This window comes from Candidatus Pseudothioglobus sp. Uisw_016 (assembly GCF_048087635.1).
Lineage (GTDB): Bacteria > Pseudomonadota > Gammaproteobacteria > PS1 > Pseudothioglobaceae > Pseudothioglobus.
In genome coordinates this window covers 443,234-466,589 of the sequence record NZ_CP159806.1, presented here as the reverse complement: position 1 = coordinate 466,589, position 23,356 = coordinate 443,234, and the positions used below count along the sequence as shown (strand labels likewise).

Annotated in this window: 24 protein-coding genes and 1 tRNA gene; 10 read left to right on the top strand and 15 right to left on the bottom strand. The window is 37.1% G+C overall.

The window, feature by feature from the left end:
- Positions 1–35 precede the first annotated feature (35 nt).
- Positions 36–851 carry a transporter substrate-binding domain-containing protein gene (locus ABXT69_RS02355; RefSeq protein WP_416678862.1) on the bottom strand — a complete coding sequence of 272 codons (816 nt, stop codon included), beginning with the start codon at positions 849–851 and terminating at the stop codon, positions 36–38.
- Between the two features lie 218 nt (positions 852–1,069).
- Here ABXT69_RS02355 and ABXT69_RS02350 point away from each other — a divergent pair, with 218 nt between their 5' ends.
- The 5 genes from ABXT69_RS02350 to ABXT69_RS02330 are packed head-to-tail and all read left to right on the top strand — an operon-like array spanning position 1,070 to position 6,856.
- A complete protein-coding gene (locus tag ABXT69_RS02350; RefSeq protein WP_416678859.1) occupies positions 1,070–1,969 on the top strand; it encodes a dihydrodipicolinate synthase family protein in 900 nt (299 codons plus the stop codon).
- Positions 1,970–1,981: 12 nt separating this feature from the next.
- Positions 1,982–3,490: an aldehyde dehydrogenase gene (locus ABXT69_RS02345; RefSeq protein WP_416678857.1), complete on the top strand. Its 1,509-nt coding sequence runs from the start codon at positions 1,982–1,984 to the stop codon at positions 3,488–3,490.
- Entirely contained in the window at positions 3,490–4,521 is a 1,032-nt protein-coding gene (locus tag ABXT69_RS02340; RefSeq protein ID WP_416678855.1) for a trans-3-hydroxy-L-proline dehydratase, read from the top strand. Before ABXT69_RS02345 ends, ABXT69_RS02340 begins: the two co-directional genes overlap by 1 nt.
- A 28-nt stretch (positions 4,522–4,549) precedes the next feature.
- Positions 4,550–5,584, top strand: coding sequence for a proline racemase family protein (locus tag ABXT69_RS02335; RefSeq protein WP_416678853.1), 1,035 nt, complete (start codon positions 4,550–4,552; stop codon positions 5,582–5,584).
- 9 nt (positions 5,585–5,593) lie between these two features.
- Entirely contained in the window at positions 5,594–6,856 is a 1,263-nt protein-coding gene (locus ABXT69_RS02330) for an NAD(P)/FAD-dependent oxidoreductase (protein WP_416678850.1), read from the top strand.
- Positions 6,857–6,880: 24 nt separating this feature from the next.
- Here the strand turns inward: ABXT69_RS02330 and rarD are convergent, their stop codons facing one another.
- From rarD to kdsA, 10 genes are all read right to left on the bottom strand, one after another.
- Positions 6,881–7,744 (bottom strand): EamA family transporter RarD, encoded by an 864-nt coding sequence (rarD, locus tag ABXT69_RS02325; RefSeq protein WP_416678848.1) that lies wholly within the window; start codon positions 7,742–7,744, stop codon positions 6,881–6,883.
- A 62-nt stretch (positions 7,745–7,806) separates the two neighbouring features.
- On the bottom strand, positions 7,807–8,166 hold the full coding sequence (locus ABXT69_RS02320) for a DUF4282 domain-containing protein (protein WP_416678845.1): 360 nt from the start codon (positions 8,164–8,166) through the stop codon (positions 7,807–7,809).
- 143 nt (positions 8,167–8,309) lie between these two features.
- On the bottom strand, positions 8,310–9,491 hold the full coding sequence (locus ABXT69_RS02315; RefSeq protein ID WP_416678843.1) for an ABC transporter substrate-binding protein: 1,182 nt from the start codon (positions 9,489–9,491) through the stop codon (positions 8,310–8,312).
- Positions 9,492–9,668: 177 nt separating this feature from the next.
- Positions 9,669–11,042 carry a branched-chain amino acid ABC transporter permease gene (locus tag ABXT69_RS02310; RefSeq protein WP_416678840.1) on the bottom strand — a complete coding sequence of 458 codons (1,374 nt, stop codon included), beginning with the start codon at positions 11,040–11,042 and terminating at the stop codon, positions 9,669–9,671.
- Entirely contained in the window at positions 11,035–12,069 is a 1,035-nt protein-coding gene (locus ABXT69_RS02305; RefSeq protein WP_416678837.1) for a branched-chain amino acid ABC transporter permease, read from the bottom strand. Before ABXT69_RS02305 ends, ABXT69_RS02310 begins: the two co-directional genes overlap by 8 nt.
- Positions 12,070–12,774 (bottom strand): ABC transporter ATP-binding protein, encoded by a 705-nt coding sequence (locus ABXT69_RS02300; RefSeq protein WP_271557194.1) that lies wholly within the window; start codon positions 12,772–12,774, stop codon positions 12,070–12,072. It abuts the gene before it with no gap.
- Positions 12,774–13,550, bottom strand: coding sequence for an ABC transporter ATP-binding protein (locus tag ABXT69_RS02295; RefSeq protein ID WP_416678834.1), 777 nt, complete (start codon positions 13,548–13,550; stop codon positions 12,774–12,776). The genes ABXT69_RS02300 and ABXT69_RS02295 overlap by 1 nt, the downstream gene beginning before the upstream one ends.
- A 78-nt stretch (positions 13,551–13,628) precedes the next feature.
- A complete protein-coding gene (locus ABXT69_RS02290) occupies positions 13,629–13,928 on the bottom strand; it encodes a YciI family protein (RefSeq protein ID WP_416678831.1) in 300 nt (99 codons plus the stop codon).
- Between the two features lie 9 nt (positions 13,929–13,937).
- The gene (gene dapB, locus ABXT69_RS02285) at positions 13,938–14,669 is read right to left on the bottom strand and encodes a 4-hydroxy-tetrahydrodipicolinate reductase (protein ID WP_416678828.1); all 732 of its coding nucleotides are present in this window, start codon (positions 14,667–14,669) and stop codon (positions 13,938–13,940) included.
- Complete coding sequence (kdsA, locus tag ABXT69_RS02280; protein ID WP_416678825.1) at positions 14,662–15,501, bottom strand: 3-deoxy-8-phosphooctulonate synthase; 840 nt, start codon at positions 15,499–15,501, stop codon at positions 14,662–14,664. Before kdsA ends, dapB begins: the two co-directional genes overlap by 8 nt.
- Positions 15,502–15,578: 77 nt before the next feature.
- Here kdsA and trpC point away from each other — a divergent pair, with 77 nt between their 5' ends.
- The 4 genes from trpC (at position 15,579) to ABXT69_RS02260 (ending at position 18,182) form a co-directional block, all read left to right on the top strand.
- Positions 15,579–16,379 carry an indole-3-glycerol phosphate synthase TrpC gene (trpC, locus tag ABXT69_RS02275; protein ID WP_416678823.1) on the top strand — a complete coding sequence of 267 codons (801 nt, stop codon included), beginning with the start codon at positions 15,579–15,581 and terminating at the stop codon, positions 16,377–16,379.
- A complete protein-coding gene (locus tag ABXT69_RS02270; protein WP_416678821.1) occupies positions 16,376–16,789 on the top strand; it encodes an OsmC family protein in 414 nt (137 codons plus the stop codon). The genes trpC and ABXT69_RS02270 overlap by 4 nt, the downstream gene beginning before the upstream one ends.
- A gap of 66 nt (positions 16,790–16,855) precedes the next feature.
- Positions 16,856–16,947 (top strand) — tRNA-Ser (locus ABXT69_RS02265).
- A 113-nt stretch (positions 16,948–17,060) separates the two neighbouring features.
- Positions 17,061–18,182, top strand: a complete 1,122-nt coding sequence (locus ABXT69_RS02260) for a hypothetical protein (RefSeq protein WP_416678819.1) — start codon at positions 17,061–17,063, stop codon at positions 18,180–18,182.
- 93 nt (positions 18,183–18,275) lie between these two features.
- Here the strand turns inward: ABXT69_RS02260 and ABXT69_RS02255 are convergent, their stop codons facing one another.
- From ABXT69_RS02255 to ABXT69_RS02245, 3 genes are read right to left on the bottom strand one after another with little or no spacing between them, the layout of a single operon-like run.
- The gene (locus ABXT69_RS02255) at positions 18,276–20,111 is read right to left on the bottom strand and encodes a carbamoyltransferase (protein WP_416678817.1); all 1,836 of its coding nucleotides are present in this window, start codon (positions 20,109–20,111) and stop codon (positions 18,276–18,278) included.
- 3 nt (positions 20,112–20,114) lie between these two features.
- Complete coding sequence (locus ABXT69_RS02250) at positions 20,115–20,264, bottom strand: DUF5989 family protein (protein ID WP_416678814.1); 150 nt, start codon at positions 20,262–20,264, stop codon at positions 20,115–20,117.
- 11 nt (positions 20,265–20,275) lie between these two features.
- The gene (locus tag ABXT69_RS02245) at positions 20,276–20,680 is read right to left on the bottom strand and encodes an SxtJ family membrane protein (protein WP_416678813.1); all 405 of its coding nucleotides are present in this window, start codon (positions 20,678–20,680) and stop codon (positions 20,276–20,278) included.
- 319 nt (positions 20,681–20,999) lie between these two features.
- Between ABXT69_RS02245 and ABXT69_RS02240 the strand changes: the two genes are divergently transcribed.
- Positions 21,000–22,424, top strand: a complete 1,425-nt coding sequence (locus ABXT69_RS02240; RefSeq protein WP_416678811.1) for a cryptochrome/photolyase family protein — start codon at positions 21,000–21,002, stop codon at positions 22,422–22,424.
- 23 nt (positions 22,425–22,447) lie between these two features.
- Here ABXT69_RS02240 and ABXT69_RS02235 read toward each other — a convergent pair whose 3' ends face one another.
- A complete protein-coding gene (locus ABXT69_RS02235) occupies positions 22,448–23,356 on the bottom strand; it encodes an aminotransferase class IV (RefSeq protein ID WP_416678810.1) in 909 nt (302 codons plus the stop codon).

The following is a 23,356-nucleotide window of genomic DNA, read 5'->3' as shown; positions in this document are numbered from 1 at the left end:
AATGGCCGGCAAGCCGGCCATATTAAAATTAACTATTAGTAGTAAACACCAGGAATACGTAATTCAGGCGCTTCGCCACCAACATACTTACCCCAAAGCTCTTGGTAACGGCCAGAACGAACTTGCTGCGTTACAAAAAGGTTAAGGTAGTTAAGCCAAGTAACATCCATACGCGGACCAACTACAGAAGTATAGTCAGTGCCCCATGGCATACGAGGACCAGCAATAACTGTATCAAATTGCTGAGTTATTGGTAATACTGTTGTATTGGTAGTAATACCAGCATGAGCTTTCCCTTGAGCCACAGCTAAGAATACTTCATTCTCAGATTGATAGCCTTGATAATTACCTTCAATTCCAAGTTCTTTTGCTATCTTTAACCATTCCTGTTCGGGAACAGTTCCAATAGCAGCAGCAACTTTCTTGTCATACATATCTTCGACAGTAACAATACCACTATCAGCTCCAACAATAGCTTGAGCATAATAAATAGCATAAGGGATTGTAAAGCCAACTGTCTTAGCACGAGATAAAGTATCTGAAGTACCTCCAAATACAACATCACCACGATTAGTAACAATTAATGGTAGACGTTCAGCCCAAGTAATTGCAATAATTTCATGATCAACCTCTAATGCAGCTGCAAGATCTTTACAGTAATCAACATCAAAACCCGCAGGCTCATTGTTTGCATCACGGTAGCCAATTGGTGGAAAATCTAGTACTACTCCACATCTTAGAACTCCAGCATCAATAACATCATCTAGTTTATCTGCAGAAGCTGTAGTTGCGCCTGTAAGCAGCAAAGCTGCAGTAGTAAGCGATACTAATGTTTTAGAAAACATTGTCATATATTTCTCCTATTAATTTTAAATATAACACTGAGTTGCTCATCTGAGTAATCCAATGCTGGCAATATCTTATCACTTTTAATTTAAAAATGGAAGTTCAATTTCTCTATTTACATTTTTATATTTAATTGAAACTTTTAAATTAAATACAAAGTATCGATTAAAGTGAAATATAGTATATTATTTTCAAAATAAACAATTTATAAGGAGAGTCTAAAATGAGATTTAAAGGAATTTACACACCTATTATTACCCCTTTTGCGAGTAATGGTGAAGTTGACTGGGATGTTTACGCAGAAGTAATAGATTGGCAAATTGAAAATGGTGTTGCTGGAGTTATAGTTGGTGGATCAACTGGTGAGTTTTATGCGCTTTCGAAAGAGGAGCGTATTCAGCAATTTAAATTTGCATCAGAGCGTATTAATAATCGAGTTGAATTTATGGCAGGAGTGAATGATATTCGAGTTGATGAGTGCCTCGATATTTCTATGGCGGCAGTTGATGCAGGCGCTAAATCACTTTTAGTCGCCGCCCCACCATATTCTTTACCTTCAGAAGAAGAGTTAGCACATCATGTTATTACAATAGCTAAAGCAACGGAATTACCAATTATGCTTTATAACTATCCTGGAAGAACTGGTGTTGAGATGGGTGAGGATTTTCTATCCATAGTTGCAAAAAATCCTCTAGTTGCAGCAATAAAAGAGTCAAGTGGTGACTATTCTAGGCTTCCGTTATTATCAAATAACTATCCTTCAATTGAGTTAGCTGTTGGTGGTGAAGAGCAAGTTCTTGAGTTTGCTGCTTGGGGGGCAAAATCTTGGGTATGTGCTACAGCTAATTTTTTCCCATCAGAGTGTGTCCAGTTAATGGATTTACTTGGAAAACAGTCTGATTTTGAGAAAGGAAGAGCTCTTATGAGTGCTTTTATGCCTCTTATGCAGGCTTTGGAGCAAGGTGGTAAATTCCTGCAATGTGTTAAGCTCGGATGTGAACAACAGGGTCGTCCAGGTGGAAAGGTTCGATTACCTTTGCTTCCAATTGACGACGCCCTTAAGAGGGAAATGATTAGTGTAATAGATAAAACTCGTGCTTCGCTTCACTCAATTCTAAATTAAAAGGAGTAAAAAATGTCAAGCCTTCTTAGTAAAAATGATTATATAGATATTGCTGCGAAAATACAGTTTCCAACAGATCCATTTATAAATGGAAGATTCCAGAAATCAAAAGCTGGAAAGGTTATGGAGTCAATTAATCCTGCAACTGGATCTGTTATTACTAATATTTCGGCCTGTGATGATTCTGACGTTAATTATGCTGTTAAAGTTTCACGAGATGCCTTTAATTCTGGTGAGTGGGCTAATAAACATCCCAGCGAACGTAAAGCAGTTTTATTGAAGTTAGCTCAACTTATTGAAGAGAATAAGACAGAGCTTGCAGTGCTTGAAAGTTTAGAAAGTGGAAAGCCTATTAGTGAGTGTGAACTTACTGATCTTCCTGAAACGATAGTCACTATTCAGTGGCATGCCGAGGCTATAGATAAAATGTATGATCAAATCTCACCAGCGAATGTGGATGCTGTTGGCCTCATTACACGTGAGCCATTAGGTGTTGTTGGTTGTGTGTTGCCTTGGAACTTTCCTTTAATGATGCTGGCTTGGAAAATTGCCCCAGCACTCGCCGGTGGTAATAGCGTTATTGTTAAGCCAGCAGAACAAACATCAATGACTGCACTTAGAGTTGCTGAACTGGCAACTGAAGCTGGAATTCCCCCAGGAGTTCTCAATGTCCTCCCTGGTGAAGGACCAGATGTTGGTGAGCCAATGGGGAGACATTTAGATATTGATGCAATTTCTTTCACGGGGTCAACTGAAGTAGGACGATTATTTTTAGAATTTTCAGGACAAAGTAATTTAAAGAAAATTATTCTTGAGTGTGGTGGTAAAAATCCTGCTGTAGTTCTTTCTGATGCCAATAATCTTGATGGTGTTGCTGAGCATATTGTTTTTGCTGCTCTTTGGAATATGGGACAGAATTGTACTGCTAATTCTCGCCTAATAGTTCATAAGAGTTTGAAAGATACATTGCTTGAAAAGGTCAGAGAGAAAATGAAAGATTGGCATACAGGTGACCCTTTAGACCCAGAAAACCAGTTGGGGGCAATAATTTCCAAAGAGCAATATGACAAGATTTTGGGTTACATTGAGGTAGCTAAAAGTGAAGGAGCTGAATTAATTGAAGGTGGTAATGCAATTAATTCAGGAGAAGGATTGTTTATTGAGCCTACCCTCTTTAGTGGAGTTACTGCAGAAATGATCATTGCTAAAGAAGAGGTTTTTGGCCCTGTATTTGTAATGATGACTGTTGATAGTGATAAAGAAGCCATCGATCTTGCGAATGATACATGTTATGGACTTCAAGCATCATTATTTACTTCCAGTGTGACTAAGGCTCATAAATACGGCAGAGCTCTTCAAGCGGGGACTGTTTCTGTAAATTGTTATGGAGAAGGTGATATATCAACCCCTTTTGGTGGCTATAAGCTATCAGGGTTTGGTGGTCGTGATAATTCACTTATGGCTCATGATCAATATACTGAGACTAAAACTTTATGGATTGATATCAGTGAGGACATTTAATGAAAAGCAGTAAGTTGATTCATATAGTCTCCTGTCATGCAGAAGGTGAAGTAGGAAATGTGATTGTTGGAGGCGTCGCTCCACCTAAGGGTGATAGTCTGTGGGATAAAGCGCTGTGGATTAATCAGGATCAAAAATTGCGTCAATTTGTTTTAAATGAGCCAAGGGGCGGTGTTTTTAAACATGTAAACCTATTAGTACCAGCACAAAATCCAAATGCTCATCAAGGCTTTATAGTGATGGAGCCCGAACATACACCACCAATGTCCGGCTCAAACTCGATTTGTGTTTCAACTGTTTTACTTGATACAGGAATGATTGAGATGAGAGAGCCGATTACTGAGTTTGTCCTTGAAGCTCCAGGAGGACTAGTTCCAGTAAAGGCATATTGTGAAAATGGGAAAGCTAAAAGTATAGAGGTTCACAATGTAGCTTCTTTTGCTGACCAGCTAGATATTCATATTGAAGTTGAAGGCTTAGGCTCTCTTAAGGTCGACACTGCCTATGGAGGAGATAGCTTTGTTATTGTTAATGCTGCTGAACTTGGCTTTGAAATTAAGCCTGATGAGGCTAAAGATTTAGCTGAAATTGGTTCAAAAATAACTGCGGCTGCTAACCTACAGCTTAACTTTAATCACCCAACTAATTCTGACTGGAAGCATATTTCATTCTGCGAGCTTGCACTTCCTTTATTTGAAGAAGAGGGTGTGAAAGTTAGTCGTAATAGTGTTGTAATAGACCCAGGTAAATTAGATCGCTCACCGTGTGGAACTGGCTGCTCTGCTCGTATGGCAGCTCTTCACGCAAAAGGTGAACTTCAAAAAGGAGACCGCATGATTGGTCGCTCAATTCTTGATTCTCGCTTTGATTGCAGTATAGTTGAGGAGACGATGGTGGGTAAAAAGAAGGCTATTATTCCTTCAATTCGTGGAAGGGCTTGGATTACTGGAACTCATCAGCTTATGCTTGACCCTGAGGACCCTTGGCCTGGAGGATATCGCCTTTCAGATACATGGCCAATTAAACAATGAAATTACTTTTATTAAAAGCCCTTAGATAATGCGCTGGAAAAAAACTATAACTATGGTTGAGGCTCATGCAGAAGGAGAGGTGGGTCGAATAGTAACTAGTGGGGTAATAGATATTCCAGGTAACACTATGCTGGAAAAAATGAATTATATTAATGAAGTTGACGATAGTTTGCGTCGTTTTTTAGTATTTGAGCCCCGTGGCTATGCTCAAATGTCTACAAATCTCATTTTTGATGCTCCAAATAAAGAAGCGGATATAGGTTTTTTGATCTTGCAAGGCGACAAGGCTCATGCCATGTCAGGATCAAACAGTATTTGCCTTGTAACAGTTCTTCTTGAAACTGGAATGATAGAGATGAAGGAGCCTGAGACTATTGTTACAATTGATACTCCTGCTGGACTTGTTCGAGCAAGTGCTGAATGTAATAATGGAAAATGCGAGAGAGTGACTTTAGATATGACGACTTCATACGCAGATCAACTTGATGCGATTATTGAAGTAGAGGGGTTAGGGGCAGTAAGTGTTGATATTGCTTTTGGTGGTATTTTTTATGCCTTAATTGACCCTGCCCAGTTTGATTTGAAAATTTTGCCAGAAAATGCCCGTCAACTTGTTGATATAGGGACCAGAATTCATAAGGCGGTCAATAGTCAGTTAGATATAAAACATCCTGAGCTTGAAGACTTAAAAGGCATTTCTTACACAATGTTTGTTGGGCATGATGATGATGGCGTAATGAAGGGTGCAACAATTCTTCCACCAGGTCGAATTGATCGCTCTCCTTGCGGCACTGGTAATTCTGCTCGTCTTGCTGTAATGGAGGCCCGAGGTCAAGTTAAAGTTGGTCAGAGCCTTAAAGCAAGATCAATCATCGATAGTGAGTTCCAAGTTGAGATAGTTGCTAAGAAGACTATTGCAGGAAAGAGTGGCATCCTTCCAAGAGTCTCTGGTCGAGGCTGGATTCATGGAATTCATCAGGTAGGCGTAGACCCCAGTGATCCATACCCATTAGGCTTTAAAGTTTCAGATTGTTGGGGTGACGCTTTTGATTTACTTAGCTAGTAATAGATAGTGCCAAACGTACAAATATCTTCAAGCTCTTCAGTGGCGATAATAGGGGCGGGTATTGTAGGTATGGCAAGCGCATGTGCCCTTAATCGGAAAGGCTACGAAGTTACTGTATTTGATCCTTATTATCCAGGAGAAGGTGGGTCATCAAAAGCAAATGCAGGCCATATTGGAGCTTCTGATATTTTTCCTTTGAGTACACCTGGAATTCATTGGAAGGCATTAAAAATGCTCACGGATTCTGATGCGCCATTAAAAGTCCCACTTAAAGATTTTTGGCCACAAATTCCCTGGTTTTGGCGGTTTTTACTTACCTCAAATGTAAATCGCTTCAAAAGGGCAACAGATGCATTAAGCTATCTTTGTCATAACTCTATTAGAGACACTAAAGAATTATTAGAGTATTGTAATATCGCCGAAAAGCTTGAGCAAAATGGATGTGCATTCATCTATGATAATGAGCTGAGCTTTAATAAAAGCATCAAAAGTTGGGATGAAAGAAATACTCGAGGCTTTAGTAGCGAAGTATTAAATGCTAAAAAAATAGCTAAAATTACTCCAACTATTAATGAAAAATTTAAGTATGCATACTTATCTCATCATTGGGCTAAAGTAAGTGAGCCATTAGACATAGTTCGGGGCCTTGCTGATTCAGCAAAAATGAACGGAGTTACCTTTCGCCAGGAGCGAGTTAATAGTGTAAGTGGAAAATTAAATTCCATCTTAATTAATTTTGACAGAGGAAATAGTAAATATGATGCAGTAGTTATTGCAGCAGGAATTAATTCTGTTTCTTTAGCAAAATCTTTAGGTGACTTTTTACCCATTACAGCAGAGCGAGGATATAACTTAACAATTCCTTTATCAAATATTAATATTGACATACCAATTGTATTTGCAGATCGAGGTATTGTTGCAACAAGTTTAGTAAGTGGACTTCGAATTGGTGGGTGGGCCGAATATGCCCATCTTAATAGACCAGCAAATCCAAATTATTTCAATTCTCTTGCTCGCATTAGCCAGGATTTGTTTCCAGGGTTAAATGTAGAGAATGCAAATTATTGGATGGGAAGTCGCCCTTCAACTCCAGACTCTGTGCCAGTGATATCTAAATCTCTAAAAATAGACAGAGTTTTTTATAATTGTGGTCATGGTCACTATGGATTAACTCATGCAGCAACATCAGCTAATTTATTATGTAGCTTAATAGAAGGTGAGCAAAATTCAGCTGAAATTAAAGCATTATCAATTGATCGTTTTTTATAGTAAAGGGGGGCTTCATTAAGTTAACTATTTCTCCTTTATAAGCGCATAACAATAAACAATAAGTCCAATCCAAACAGCCATAAATCCTAATAATTGATTGAAGTTTACAGACTCATCATACAACACATAGCCAACTAAAAATTGTAACGAAGGGGTAATTAAGAATAATATGCCTACAGTTGTCATGGGAAGCAATTTTGTTCCAGCAGTGAATAATGCCAAAGGTATCACAGTAACAATTCCTGCCAAAATTAATAAAATATCTGTTGATAGATTTACATTAAAAATAGCCAAGTCATAATTTACATAAAACCATAAACTAAATATCAAAATAAATGGCAAGAGTAGAAGTGTCTCGATATAAAGGCCTGGAACTGCTGATGTCACCATTGCTTTTCTAGCAACCCCATAAGATGAAAAAGTAAGTCCAATGAGAAGGCCAAGCCATGGGAAAGAGTCACCACTGAAAACATAATAAAGGGCGCCTATTGTTGCAAAAAAAACAGCCCACTGCTTAAGTTTTGAAATCCTTTCATGGAAAAAAATATAGCCGCCCAACATACTTATTACAGGTGATAAAAAATAACCCATAGAGGCTTCCACAACTCTTTCTAAATTTACTGAAAGAATATATGCGCCCCAATTAATGGTGATGAGGATAGCCGTTAAAAATAAGAAAAGTAGCTCTTTTTTTGAAGATATTGAAGATTTGAAATTTGCTAGCCAAGATGGCTTGAAGTAGACTAATATAAATAATACAGGCACTGACCAAAGGATCCTGTGAACCAGAACTTCAGACGGGTTAACATGATTCAGTAATGTCCAATAAAGAGGGAACGCTCCCCACATCAGATAGCCTGAAAGGACAAGTAGGATGCCTTTATTCATAAAGCAAAAACTTACGTAAGAAAAACGCCTATTGTAGACTAAATAATCTAATATTATTTTTATTAATGCTTGTAGTAATCTTTTTCAAAACTAGTGCTACTTAGAGAGTCATTCTCACTAGTTTTTTCATTAATTTCATTTAAGTTTTCATTAATTCTAAATAGAATTACCACCATTTCACAGGCTACTCGAGAGGCTAAAGAACCTCCAATTACCCAGACTAGGCCACGCCAGAAATCGCCCTCAAGAAATATATCTCCAAGCCCTTTTGTTATAAAGGCAAATAACAGTATCCAATAGAAAAGAGTTATAAGCTTAGGAGTAACCATCTCATCTAGATAAAACATGTAATGGTTATCAAGCTTATCCACTGAAAGTTTAAAAGCTTTTTTTATACCTTCTAAGATCTCATTATTATTCATTTTGATTACCCTTATTTTTCTTCAATCTAAGTTAATATAATACCAGTCTAAGAAAATGTTGTAAATTCATAAATAAATAGAAATTTTAAAAATAAAAAAAGCCCATCATAAGACGGGCTTTTTTAGTCAAAATTTAAAGCTTATTACTTGTGGATTTTTACGTTAGTAAATGCACCACCAATAACTTCACGCTCTGCATATGAGCCATTAGCTGTTCCACCTGCATCTAATTCAACACCAGTAGCACCAACATAGTCAACAACAACGCCGCCTGAAATCATTTTCAAGCAAGTTGCTAATTCACCAGCTTGACACTGGAAACCTGGACCGTTAGCAATATTCAATACTTGTGCTTGAATAGCTGCTCTGTCTGTTGAACCTGCAGCCTGTGAAGCAAGAATAATCAATGCCATAGCATCATAAGATTCACCTGCATATGCACCAGAACCATCAACACCACCAGCAGAAGCTACTGCTGTCCAGATATCAACTAAATCTGCATCTGGAGATGCAATTGTGCCCCAAGAACCATCTCCAACCGCGCCTGAAGTTAATTCACTGATCATACCGTCACCAAATACATAGTCAGAAAATGCACCAGTATCTTCAGAAGCAGCAATAATTCCTCTACCACCAGTATCAGCATAACCTAATACAGCTAAAGTAGCTGAGCCACCTGCAGACAATGCAGCAACATCAGCTGAATAGTCAGCCTTGTCGTCGTCATGTCCAGCCATAACTGTCACTGTTCCGCCCATAGCTTCATAAGCAGTTACGAATGCATCAGCCAAACCTTTACCATAGTCACTGTTTGAGTGAGTTACAGCCATATCAGTTTGTCCTCTTGACATTGCAATACTTGCAAGTACTGGACCCTGTCTAGCATCTGAAGGAGCAGTTCTAAAGAACCATCCACCGTCTTCTAGAGTTGTTAAAGCAGGTGAAGTAGCTGATGGTGAAATTGAAACAATACCATTAGGTACAAGCACGTTGGTTATAACTGCACCAGTATTACCTGAACAGTTAGGACCCATAATAGCCATAACATTATCATCATTAATCATTTTTTCTGCTTGAGCAATCGCAACGGCTGGATCGATACATACTGAATCGCCCTGCACAACATTGATTGTTCCTTGGAGGTAGTTACCAGAAGCATTAGCCTCAGTTACTGCTAAGTTTGCACCACCAGACATCGCGCCAATCATTGATTCAAGCGGTCCAGTAAATCCTTGTAGCTCTCCTATAGTTACATCAGCATGTGATACTGATGCCATCGTAGCTGATAATACAAATCCAGCTGTTGTTTTTAAATAACCTTTCATTTCGTCTCCTAAAATATAAAAAAGAGTCCCTACACCTAATAAAGTATTAAAGCGTATTTCTTATGGGAATCCCCTTAATGATAAACAGTTTCCTGTAGTTTGTGTTAAAAATATTATAAAAAAAAATGAACTAAACCTTTCTAGAATAGTTCATTTCAGCCCAATTTAAAGAGCATATTACAGTTCTTTATTTTTCTCTGGAAGAATTCCGCCAGGAGAAAATCTCATAATCAAGAGCATTATGCTGCCCATAAAGATAAGTCTTAGATAGTGGACTCGATCTTCTATAAATTCTAGTGATGTATTTCCTTCTTGAACATAATTACCAAGCATTTCAACCACCCAAAGACCTATAGGGCCAGACTGAATCCAAATAAACCACATAATAAAAGCCCCTAGAACCGACCCTAGATTATTACCTGACCCTCCAACAATAACCATCACCCAAATTAAAAAAGTAAATCGAAGGGGCTGATATGCAGTAGGAATAAATATCCCATCATAAGTTACTAATAATGCACCAGCGACACCGACAATTGCTGATCCAATAACAAAAATTTGTAGATGTTGACGCGTAATATTCTTACCCATCGCAGAGGCTGCCACTTCATTATCCCTTATTGCCCTTACTTTTCTGCCCCATGGAGAATTTAAAGCAAGATTAGAAAGAATAATAAAGGCGACTAAAATTACAAGAAATAAACCTGAATAACTTAGCTTTACAAATACGACTGATGCCTCTCGAACATAGTCACCTAGCTTATCAATTTGCTCTGATTGAGACAAAAACTGCAACTCTGACTTATGAATCCAAGCAACAATATTTTGAAGCCATTCTGATTTTTGCATATCAACTTCGTAAGGAACAGGTCTTTGAAGTCCATAAACATTTTTAAGTCCCCGTACAAACCAGTCTTCATTTTTGATGACATAAATAATAATTTCAGAAATTCCAAGAGTTGCTATCGCAAGATAATCAGATCTTAAGCTTAAGGTAATTTTTCCAATCCACCATGCCGCTGCAGCTGCAGCTAAGCCACCCACTATCCAAGAGAGCATTATAGGAAGTCCAAAACCGCCTAAATAACCTGTAATTGCAGGATCTACTTTTTCAATTAATTTTGAAGCCTCAGAGAAATAAAATCTTGTAAAGAGATAGCCAATAACTACGATTAGAGATATTAACCATTTATTGATTCCCCTTCTGTTTAATAAAACTCCTGCGGCAATCGTTGCAGCTCCTAGAGCCAAAGCAAGAAGCATCTTTATACCGCCAGCATCTATCGCCTCAGTTACAGGTTGCTGAGAAATTAAAACAACACTAACGCCTCCCAAGGCGGCAAACCCCATAATTCCAACATTAAATAATCCAGCATAACCCCATTGGATATTTACACCTAAGGCCATAATAGCTGAAATCAAAGACATGTTAATAATGCCTATTACAAGTGCCCATGACTGATTAAAACCAACAAATAAAAGTACAAAACCCATAATGGAGAAAGTAATAATTGCTCTATACGATTGCCAAATATTATTTAGATTATTCATCAACTATCACCTTACCTTTAAATAACCCAGTAGGCTTTATTAAAAGAACAATAACCAAAATAACAAAGGATATTGCATATTTATACTCAGTACCAATAAGCTGAACCAAAGACGAAGGATGCATCGATAGTGGTAATAAATATATTAAAAACTTTTTGTAGGCATAAGTAAGGAGTATTTCAGAAAATGCTACTAAGAAAGCACCTGCAATAGCCCCAATTGGAGAGCCAATACCGCCAACAATGACAGAGGCAAAAATTGGTAAGAGTAATAAATGATATTGTTGAGGTGCGAAGCCTTTATCTAATCCATAAAGGGCGCCAGCAATTGTAGTAAGAGCTGCAACTATTAACCAAGTTATTTGAACCATCTTATCTGGATCAATACCAGAAAGAAGTGCTAGTTCTTTATTGTCAGAATAAGCTCTCATAGCCTTACCCGTTTTAGTTTTTTGTAAAAAGTAAAATACAAAAGCCACTAATAAAAAAGCGATGGTAATAGTTAAAAATTGAGATGTTTTAAAAGCAATTCCTTGTTCAAGGCCAGTATAAGCCTTAAACTCTCTAACAGAAAAAATAAACCTCTCACCATCTTCAAATTTTTGCGCAGTCGCGCCTAATACGAACCTGACTATTCCGCCAGTAACAAACATAACTCCTATTGAGGACATTACGATCGTAATTGATTTTGCTTTTATTTTTCGATAGTGCCGATAAATCAGTCTATCGATTGTAAGCAAGTACATTGAGGTAAAAACTATAGCTATAGGGATTACTAATAGAGCAGTGGGAATTCCTGAAATTGTCCACCCTCTACTAATCATAAAACCAGTAAGTAATATAACAATCATGGTCCCAAACGCCATACTATCGCCTTGAGCAAAATTAGAAAACCTCAATACTGAATAAACTAAAGTTACAGCTAGTGCTCCCAATGCTAATTGTGAGCCATAAGATAATGCAGGAAGAATTACAAAATTAGTTAGTAAGGCAAATGCATTAATAATATCAATTGAGTCTGATGTCATCTAACCTCCTAAAAACTTTTTTCTAACTTCAGGGTTATTTATGAGCTCTTTACCAGTTCCAGTATGCTCATTACGTCCAGATACTAAAACGTAGCCCTTATCAGCTATATTAAGAGCTTGCTGTGCATTTTGCTCAACCATAAGAACAGCCATACCAGCATTTCTAACGTCCAAAATATTAGAAAAAATCTCATCCATCACTATTGGTGAGACACCTGCTGTTGGCTCGTCTAAAAGCATAATTGAAGGTTTCGTCATCATAGCCCTTCCAAATGCAACCTGTTGTCTTTGGCCACCCGAAAGCTGTTCTGCAAGTTGTTTGCGTTTGTCATAGAGAATTGGAAAAAGCGCGTAGACCTCTTCAATTGTTTTATTGATGTCATCTTGTCTAATAAAACCACCCATCTGAAGATTTTCTTCAACTGTCATTGAAGGGAAAACATTTTTTGTTTGTGGAACAAATGCTAATCCATGGCTAATTCGGTCCTGAGTAGAAAGCATTGAAATATCTTTTCCATCTAGCGTTACTGAACCTGAAGTTGCCTCCAGCATCCCGAGCAATACTCTCATTACAGTAGACTTTCCTGCACCATTTGGACCAACAATTACTGCAAGCTCACCTTTTTCAACTTCAACAGAGCATTCATGGAGTATTGGAACTACTCCATATGATGCAACTAAATTTTTACCTTCAAGATAAGCCATTAACTCGTAGCCTCGGTCTTAATTCCTTTACCTAGATAGGCCTCAATAACCGCATCACTACTTTTAATTTCATCAGGGGTGCCGCTTGTCAAAATTCGACCCTCAGCTAAAACTACTACTGGATTGCAAAGTCTTGAAATGAAATCCATATCGTGCTCAATCATGCAAAATGTATACCCTCTTTCTGAATTAAGCCTTAATATGGCATCACCAATCTGATTAAGGAGTGTTCGATTAACGCCTGCGCCAACTTCATCTAAAAGAACAACCTTAGCATCAACCATCATAGTTCGAGCCAACTCTAGCAATTTTTTTTGGCCACCAGAAAGATTACCCGCTCTTTCATTCTTAAGGTGGCTAATACTCAGGAAATCGATAACTTCTTCTGCTTTTTTTTGAAGCCCTCTCTCCTGAACATGAATTTGTTTGCGCTTTAACCAAGTATTCATCAAGCTTTCACCTAACTGATTTGCAGGCACCATCATTAAGTTTTCCAAGACACTTAGGGTTGGAAACTCATGGGCTATTTGAAATGTTCTTAAGAGTCCTTTATGAAAAAGTTGGTGAGAAGTTAAGCTTGTTACGTCTTCACCATCTAATATGATTTCGCCTTCTGTTGGCTGATAAAGTCCAGCGATAAGGTTAAACATTGTAGTTTTTCCTGCACCATTAGGACCAACTAAGCCTGTAATAGAACCCTTATCAATATGCAGGTCAACACCGTCAACAGCCTTGATTCCACCAAAATGTTTTGATAAATTTTTAACTGTAATCATTATTCAAGTTTTTGATTGAGCTACATTTGTCAAAAAAGTCTAAATTATCCAGCAAAGAATCTCCTTTATGGAAATCATTTAAGGCAAAACCTTATTGAAATTTTTAACAACAACGCTTGAATATACGCCAGCAGCAACATAAGGATCTTCGTTAGCCCAGGAGCGCGCCTCTTTAAGATTTTCAAACTCAGCAACAATAAGTGACCCTGTAAAACCTGCATCACCTGGATCTATTGAGTCGATAGCAGGATGAGGTCCTGCCAAAATAAGGCGACCTTCATCTTTTAATTGAATTAAACGAGCAACATGATCAGGTCTAGCGCCTATGCGTTTTTTAAAACTATCCTCTACATCTTGAGAAATAATTGCATACAACATTAATAATTCCTAAAGCTCTAAAACATCTTGCATTGAATATAGACCACTAGGCTTGTCACTAAGCCAGTTAGCTGCTCTTACAGCACCATTAGCATAAATCATTCTAGAAGATGCTTTATGTGTTATTTCAACGCGCTCACCTTCCATAAAAAAAGTAACAGTATGATCGCCTACAACATCACCGCCCCTAATCGATGAAAATCCAATGGTATTTAGATCTCTAGGCTCATCAATACCTTCACGGCCATATACTGCGCAGTTAGCTAAGTCTCTTCCAAGCGCATTTGCAACAACCTCACCCATCTTGAGCGCCGTTCCTGAAGGCGAATCAACCTTATAACGATGGTGGGTTTCAATAATTTCTATACTAGAATCTTGCCCAATAACTTTTGCAGAAGTCTCCAACAACTTAAGCGTTAAATTAACTCCAACACTCATATTAGGAGCAAAAACAATTGGTATCTGAGTTGAAGCTTGCTTAATTACTTTTAGCTCATCATCACTAAACCCAGTAGTTCCAATGACCATAGCTTTTCCAGAATTTTTACAAATTGAGATGGCCTTCAGAGAAGCCTCGGGTCTTGAAAAATCAATTAAAACGTCAAAATCTTGGAGTGAATCATTAAGGTTATCGTCCTTATCAACAGCTGCAGCTGATGTCGCACTATTATTTAAATTGACAGCCTCAACAAGGGTTTGCCCCATCTTTCCTTTAGATCCGTTTATTGCAATTCTAGTCATTTATAGAATCCTCTAATAAATCATTATTTTTAGTTACTTCATCAATCTTCTTGAGAGTTTCAAGTAATGTAAACATTAAGTTCATTGGCATAGAGTTAAGGCCATCACTTTTTGCAAGCTTAGGATTTGGATGCGTCTCCATAAAGACACCAGAAATGCCAACTGCAACAGCTGCTCTAGCTAAAACTGGTACCATTTCTCTTTGCCCACCAGAGGATGCTCCCTCTCCACCAGGCTGCTGAACAGAGTGAGTTGCATCAAAAACAATTGGACAGTTTGTTGACCTCATACTGGATAAGCCTCTCATATCTGAAACAAGTGTATTGTATCCAAAAGATGTCCCTCTATCACAAACCATAATTTGTTGATTTCCTGTTGCCTTGGCCTTCTCAACAACATTGACCATATCCCAAGGCGCTTGAAATTGGCCTTTCTTAATATTCACAGGCAAACCTTGACTACACACATTTTGAATAAAATTAGTCTGCCTTACAAGAAAAGCAGGAGTTTGAAGCACGTCAACTACTGAAGAGACCTCATCTAGAGGCGAATCTTCATGAACATCAGTTAAAACAGAGACCTCAACTTCAGACTTTACTTTTTCTAAAATACGGAGCCCTTCTTCAATACCTAGACCACGGAAACTATCTGCACTTGTTCGATTGGCCTTGTCATAAGAAGACTTATAGATAAAATTGATATTAAGCTCGCTACAAACTTTTTTCAAATAGCTTGCGCTTTCCATTGCCAAAGACTCTGACTCAACAACACATGGGCCAGCAATCAAAAAAAATGGGTGATCAATTCCAGCCTGAAAATCTAGTAAATTCATGTACTTCACTCATTACTTAAATATATACGTAAATTATATTCGTTTAAAATAAGCATTGTTATAAATTCATTAAAACCATGGTACAAAAAACACCTGACATACTTAAAAAAATTGTTGCTCGAAAGCAAGAAGAAATAGCAGAGTCAACAAAACGACTTCCAATTGAAAAAATGATTGAGCTAGCAAATAGTGCAGATACCCCCCGAGGTTTCTTTAATTCATTAAACAAAAAAGTAAAAGAGCGTCAAAGTGGAATAATTGCTGAAATTAAAAAAGCCTCTCCAAGCAAAGGTGTTTTAAGAGAAAATTTTGAGCCTGTAGAAATTGCAAAAAGCTACGAAGACGGAGGTGCAAGCTGCCTTTCTATATTAACAGATCGTGATTTTTTTCAAGGTGATCCTTTGTATTTGATAAAAGCGCGAGCTGCAGTTTCATTACCAGTTATTCGTAAAGATTTTATTATTAAACCCTATCAAGTCTATGAATCAAGAGCGATGGGGGCAGATTGTATTTTACTAATTGTGTCTTGTCTAGAAGATAATGAAATCAAATATTTAAGTGACCTTGCTTTATCTTTCAATATGGATGTATTAGTTGAAACTCATGATTTAAATGAACTACGTCGAGCGCTTAAATTAGATTTACCAATGATTGGAATTAATAATAGGAATCTTCGAAACTTTGAAGTTAGCCTTCAAACTACCATTGACTTGCTTAGTGAAATTAGCGGTGATAAACTTGTGATAACTGAGTCAGGAATTGCATCTAAAGCTGATGTTGAGTTGATGCACAAGAATGATGTATTTGGTTTTTTAATTGGCGAGGCATTTATGAAGCACTCAAATCCTGGCCAAAAACTTAAGGAGTTTTTTGAATGAATCTTTCTGTAAATTGGGTTGATGGCATGTTAATGGTTGGTAAGTCTCATAGTGGTCACTCTATTACGATGGATGGTCCGATAGAGATTGGCGGTGAAAATCTTGGCATTAGGCCAATGGAAATGCTCTTACTTGGGGTGGCAGGCTGCACTATGATTGATGTCGTCACAACACTTAAAAAAATGCGTCAAGACCTATCGCATTGTGAAACTAGAATTAGCGCTGAAAGAGCCAATGAACACCCAAAAGTTTTTACTGATATACACATTCACTTTATTATTAAAGGGAAAGACATAGACCCTAAAAAAGTTGATAAAGCGATTTCACTCTCAGCTGAAAAATACTGCTCTGCATCTATCATGCTTGGTAAAACTGCAAAGATTACTCATGATTTTGAGGTCCTTGAATAATATTTTATTAAACCGATATTACTAAAATACTCATTTAATATAATTCCAGTATAATATTCCTTCTTCGGAGAGATGGCCGAGTGGCTGAAGGCGCTCCCCTGCTAAGGGAGTATAGGCTTTAACTCCTATCGAGGGTTCGAATCCCTCTCTCTCCGCCATTTTAATTGGCACGTCCTTTATTACAAATACATTTTAAAGAACAGTAAAAAACAAGAGGTAAAGATAAAGGTTATTTTGATTAACATAATTTGATACTGGGTAAAATAGGGTCATGACATACATACAAAAAAGGCTATTACTCTGGAGTTCACTTTTTATTATTCCTTTTCTTATTTTGTTTTCTATTGAAATGGGAACACGTGTTGTGCAGTCATTCAAGGCTGGAAACTCTGGGCCATTATTCTATGGAGTTACAGAACTTAATAGGTTTTTATTTGAAGATATAGATGATATTTTGCAAAAGCAGGGTACTTTTTATGTTCAAAAGAAAGATCTTAATCTGGAGATGTTTGACTTAACCCGAGGTGATATCTACAGAGACCAGTACTATACTTTTAAGAAAAAAGAGGGAACTTATCGTATTATTGTGCATGGTGGCTCCTCTGTTTTCTCAGTAACCACTTCAAAAAGTAGGTCGTTCCCAGCTGCGCTGGAAAGCCTCATCAATAATTCAGAAGAACAAAATCGATACGAGGTGATTAATATGGGTCGAATGGGTTCAACATCAGCCCATATTAGCGGAAATGGATATATGTTAGGAGATATTTTTTGGGACAAGTGGACCCAATCAGAAGGATTTTATTTCAAGCACAGAAGATATAAATGGACACAACCAGCTGCTTTTCGATTCGAGCATGATATGGAGATATTTTATCAACTCAGTAACGATTATTTTAGACCAGACTTAACAGAAAAGTTACAACAGGACTCATTTTTAAATCGCATTAATAATATTTTATACCGTTTAAGTGCAGCTTATTCTGCGAGTAGAAATATATGGGCACGCAACATGGGTAAAGGATTTACTTCAGAACATCTACAAGCACAACACAAACAATATTATGATAATGTTGAAACAATGATTAAGTCAGCAAAGATGCGTGGAATAACTCCAGTGATTGTTAAGCAGGCCCTTGATTTGGAAGTTATCAGCACCACTTCTGGAAGTTATCCTGGATTTGTAGAAATTTACGAACAGTCCTTGTTTTCATTAGATGAAATTGCGAAAAAGCACAATGTACTTATTATAGATGCTGCAAAAATGTTAACTCATGAGAAAACCTCTGCTGAAAGAAAAGAGATCTTCCATGATGTTGTTCACCTGACAGAAAAGGGGAATGCCGAGTTGGCTAAAATTATTTACACCGGTCTCATTGATGAAATTAAATGGTAAGGATGAGCTTTTACAATCTCAAAAATCTCAGTCCAACCATTATTTCCGCACTTGCATAATGCATAGTCTTTCTCTCTATCGCTAATCCAGTTTTTAATCCAACTTGTACTTGTGCTTATAATCCTCGGTCAATGACTTGTCTTGCCTCTCTTTTCTAAGTACACAATTACCGATCACTAGTACATCAAGCTCCGTTCCCATAAAACACTTAAATGCATCTTCTGGTGAACAGACAATTGGCTCACCTCTAACATTAAATGATGTATTTACTACAACTGAACACTCTGTTTTTTCTTTGAATTTAATAATTAAAGCATGATATTTTGGATTGGTTTCTTTATTTACGGTTTGTATTCTTGCAGAATAATCAACGTGAGTAACTGCGGGAATGCTAGAGCGTTTAATATTAAGCTTATCAATGCCAAACAAAGACTCTTCTTCTTTAGTCATTTTGATTCGCTTATCTTTTTTAACATCATCAACCAAAAGCATATATGGACTGTCATAATCTGCTTCAAACCATTCTGACACATCTTCCCTTAATACTGATGGTGCAAATGGTCTAAAACTTTCACGATACTTAACTTTAAGATTAAGAGTTTTTTGCATTTTTTCTGAGCGTGGGTCACCCAGTATTGAGCGACCACCAAGTGAACGAGGGCCAAACTCCATCCTGTCTTGGAACCAGCCAACTGCCTTACTATCTGCCAGTGCTTGTGCAGTTTGCTCAATCATCTCATCTTCACTAACTGATTCAAACCTAGCACCACACTTTGTTAGTTCAGCCTCAATGCTATCTTGTTCATATGACGGGCCAAGATAAGAGCCTTGCATAGCGTCATTAGGATTAACTACTCTTGGGTTATTAAGTTCTTTATGCCATACTGCCAAAGCGCCGCCTAATGCACCACCAGCATCTCCTGATGCAGGCTGAATCCAGATATCTTTAAAAGACTTATCCCTTAATATCTTACCATTAGCAACACAGTTAAGCGCAACACCACCTGCCATACATAAATTTGGAATATTATATTCTTGTGCCAATGATCTGGTCATTGTCAACACAATCTCTTCAGTCACAGCTTGCACTGATGCAGCAATATCCATATGGAACTGAGTTAATTTATCAGTATCTTGCTTTCTAATTGGTTCGCCAAATAAATCAGCAAACTTTTGGTTGACCATCGTTAAGCCTATTGCATAATTAAAGTAGGATTGATCAAGCCTAAACGAACCATCTTCTTTTAAGTCAATTAACTTATCAAGGATTAAATCTTTGTATTTAGGCTCTCCATAAGGTGCTAGGCCCATCACCTTATATTCACCACTATTAACTCTAAAGCCAGTATAGTAAGTAAACGCTGAATAAAGCAAGCCTAATGAGTGAGGGAAATGTATCTCTTTAACAATATTAAGCTCATGACCTTTACCAATAGCAACAGTAGTTGTTGCCCATTCACCTACACCATCAAGAGTTAGTACTACTGCCTCTTCAAAAGGTGAAGCATAGAATGCACTGGCAGCATGACTAAAGTGATGCTCACCAAACATTAGCTTATTATTATCAAAGTTTTTATCAACTTTTTTAATTTCTTTAATAAGCATGTCTTTTAAGAACAACTTTTCACGCAACCAAACTGGCATTGCCGTTCTAAAAGATTGTAAGCCTTTTGGTGCAAATGCAACATAGGTCTCTAGAAGGCGTTCAAACTTTAAAAAAGGTTTATCATAAAAAGCAATATAATCTACTTGTTCTAATAATAACCCTGCTTCTGTCAAACAGTAATTAATTGCATTAATTGGGTAAGATGAATCGTGCTTACTACGGGTAAATCGCTCTTCTTGAGCGGCAGCAATTATCTTACCATCAACTATAAGTGATGCTGCACTATCATGATAAAAGGCTGAAATACCTAATATAACTGACATTAACTAAAATAAGGTATAGATGAATGGCGCTACAGCAGAGCCCTGACTAAGTACAATTAACCCACCAAATAATGCCATCATCAGCATTATAGGAAGCAGCCAAAACTTTTTTCTAACGCGCATAAACAGCCATAACTCTTTAATAAAAGACATAATTCAAACTCCTAAAATTGATTTTTCATTGAACCCATAGGTTCGGTTCGCTTGATCCAATATGACTTAGCATTTTTATCTAACTTTTGTTTAAGTAAATCTTTACCCAAAAGGCGCATAATTAAACCTGTGGGTAATACCGTTAAAAAGTAAACGAGTGCCATTACAATTGGCGCAATAATAGAACCAAGTAGCATTCCAAACTTAAACCAAAGTTTGTTCGGCACTAACAATACATTAGGTGCTAGAAAAGCCAGTAATAAAAATATAGCTGATAAGAACAATGCCCAAGTGCGAATGCCCTCAGAATTAATCAGGGGGTAAAGAGCAACCATTAATAATACAATCGAGAAGACTACACCAAATGACTTTGGTGTAGATTGCTCAGTAGAGATATGAGAGGTTATTTCGGACATTGAAAAGGCAGCTCTTAAAATTATAATTTTAAGTAAATTCAAACAGTATTTTACTAATATTATAACTATCTCAAAAGAAATTTAGACTTTCATTCTTAAAATTTATATTATCAATGCCTTATTTCAACTAACAAAGGATATTTAAGTGATAAGTAATAAAGTATTGTCAATGGATTTTAAATACTAAATTAACTTTAACATTTCGATATATCAACGATTATGCTAATCCATATTGTTTTAGCAATATATAATGCATTACATCGAATAACAAAGAGTCTCATTTTTTCAAGACTCTCTCCAACAAAATTTTAAACGCTTTATGAATAAACCTAAAGTTATACATTGGTTTCGCCAAGACCTCAGATTATCAGACAACCCTGCACTCTTTGAGGCAGCAAAAAATAGCTCAATACTTCCCATCTACATTTTGGACGAGATAAATTCAAAAGAACTTACGATGGGTGAGGCAAGTCGATTTTGGCTGCATCACTCTTTAAATTCTCTTAACAAAAGCCTAGATCAAAACTTATCAATTTACTCTGGTGATCCAATTGAGGTAATATTAGATATTATTGATAGATTAGATATTAATGAAATATTTTGGAATCGTTGTTATGAGCCATGGCGCATCAATCGTGATACTCATATCAAGAAAAAACTTGGGTTGAAGGGCATTAAGGTGAATACTTTAAATGCTTCTTTGCTTTGGGAGCCTTGGACAATAAAAAAGGGAGATGGGACTCCATATAAAGTTTTTACACCATACTTTCGAAAAGGCTGCCTTCTATCAGATGAGCCTCGAAAACCACTCCCAGCTCCAAGTAATTTAGATTTTTTAAATGATAGTAAGAAATCTTTAAAAATTAATGATCTTGCTTTACTGCCTTTAGTTAGATGGGATATTGAAATGAAGCCGTTTTGGAATATTGGAGAGGATGGAGCGCATAAACGCTTAAAAGAATTTCTTGATAATGGAATTGCAAACTATAAAAATGGTAGAAATTTTCCTGCAAAACCTTTTGTTTCTAAAATCTCACCTCATATTCATTTTGGTGAAATATCACCTAACCAGGCTTGGTATGCAGCAAAAGATAAAGGCAATGATGCGAGTATTGATCATTTTCTAAGCGAACTAGGCTGGCGCGAATTTTCATACACGCAGCTCTACTTTAATCCTGAACTTCCTAAAAAGAATTTGCAACCCAAGTTTGATCTATTCCCATGGGATAAAGATGAGAAAAAATTAATTGCTTGGCAAAAAGGTCAAACTGGAATACCGATGGTTGATGCAGGCATGAGGGAGTTATGGCTAACTGGCGCAATGCATAACCGTGTAAGAATGGTTGTAGGTTCATTTTTAGTTAAAAATCTTCTACTTCACTGGCATCATGGTGAAAGATGGTTTTGGGACTGTTTAGTAGATGCAGATTTAGCTAGTAATAGTGCAAGCTGGCAATGGATTGCAGGTTGCGGCGCAGATGCAGCCCCTTACTTCAGAATCTTTAATCCAGTAACCCAGGGTGAGAAGTTTGACCCTGATGGCGAGTATATTCGTAATTACATCCCAGAAATTAGTAACCTATCCAATAAATATTTATTTAGCCCATGGGAAGCTCCTCAAGAAGAATTAGATAGGGCTGGGGTTGTTATTGGAAAAGACTATCCAAAGCCTATTATAGATTTAAAATTATCTCGCCAGAATGCGCTTGAAGCATTTAAATCTTTAAAAAAAGTGGATGATTAATTATCAAAGCTCTATTAAAGCCCCTACTCTAAAAAATCACTAACTGACTGACTCCAATAAGGGTGGGTGTGTTTGTCCCAATAACTCTGGTGAAGTATTCTGGTAATTTTTCCAGGGACACCTTTGCCAACTAATTTATTATTTATTCTTGTAATTGGCATTATTCCACCCGCTGTTGAAGTTGCAAAAACTTCATTTGAATCTTGAAGCTTTTCAAGTGATATTGAGCTTAACTGAAAAGGAACGCCTAATTCTTGCGCTAAATCAAGAACTGTTTGCCTAGTTATGCCTTCTAAAACCCCCTGATTAGGTGAATGAAGCCCATCCTTATCTACACAAAAAATATTAAAACCTGGTCCTTCTGAAATATTATTTTCTTCATCCACAAGGATTACCGTGTCATGATCTAAGTCATAAGCTTCATACATTCCACTTACCAAATCAAGCCAGTGATAATTTTTAATTCTTGAATCAATAGAATTAGTTGGTATTCTCCTTCTAGCACTTACTAAAACGTCCAAACCTTTCTCAAAATCTTCGGGCTTCAGAATCCAGCCAAATGGAACAGCAAATGCAATAAACCGAGGCTTAGATTTGCGTGGATCTCTGTCAAATTTAGGGGACATTCCTCTAGTTTGAATCATTTCCACATAGACATCATCCAGTCCAGATCGATGAACACAACCAGCAAGTATTTTTTTAAGCTCGTCACGGCTAACTATACAAGGCATTCTTAATTTTTCTGTTGATTCAAAAAATCTGTCAATATGCTTATCTAAGCGAAAAAAACGACCTTTCCAAACATGAACAACATCATAAGTTGCATCAGACCTTAAAAAACCCCAATCTAAAATTGGAATACGAGCTTCAGATAGTTGAATGAATTCACCATTCATCCAGGCTGCTCCTTTTGGAAAAATATCTTCTTCCAA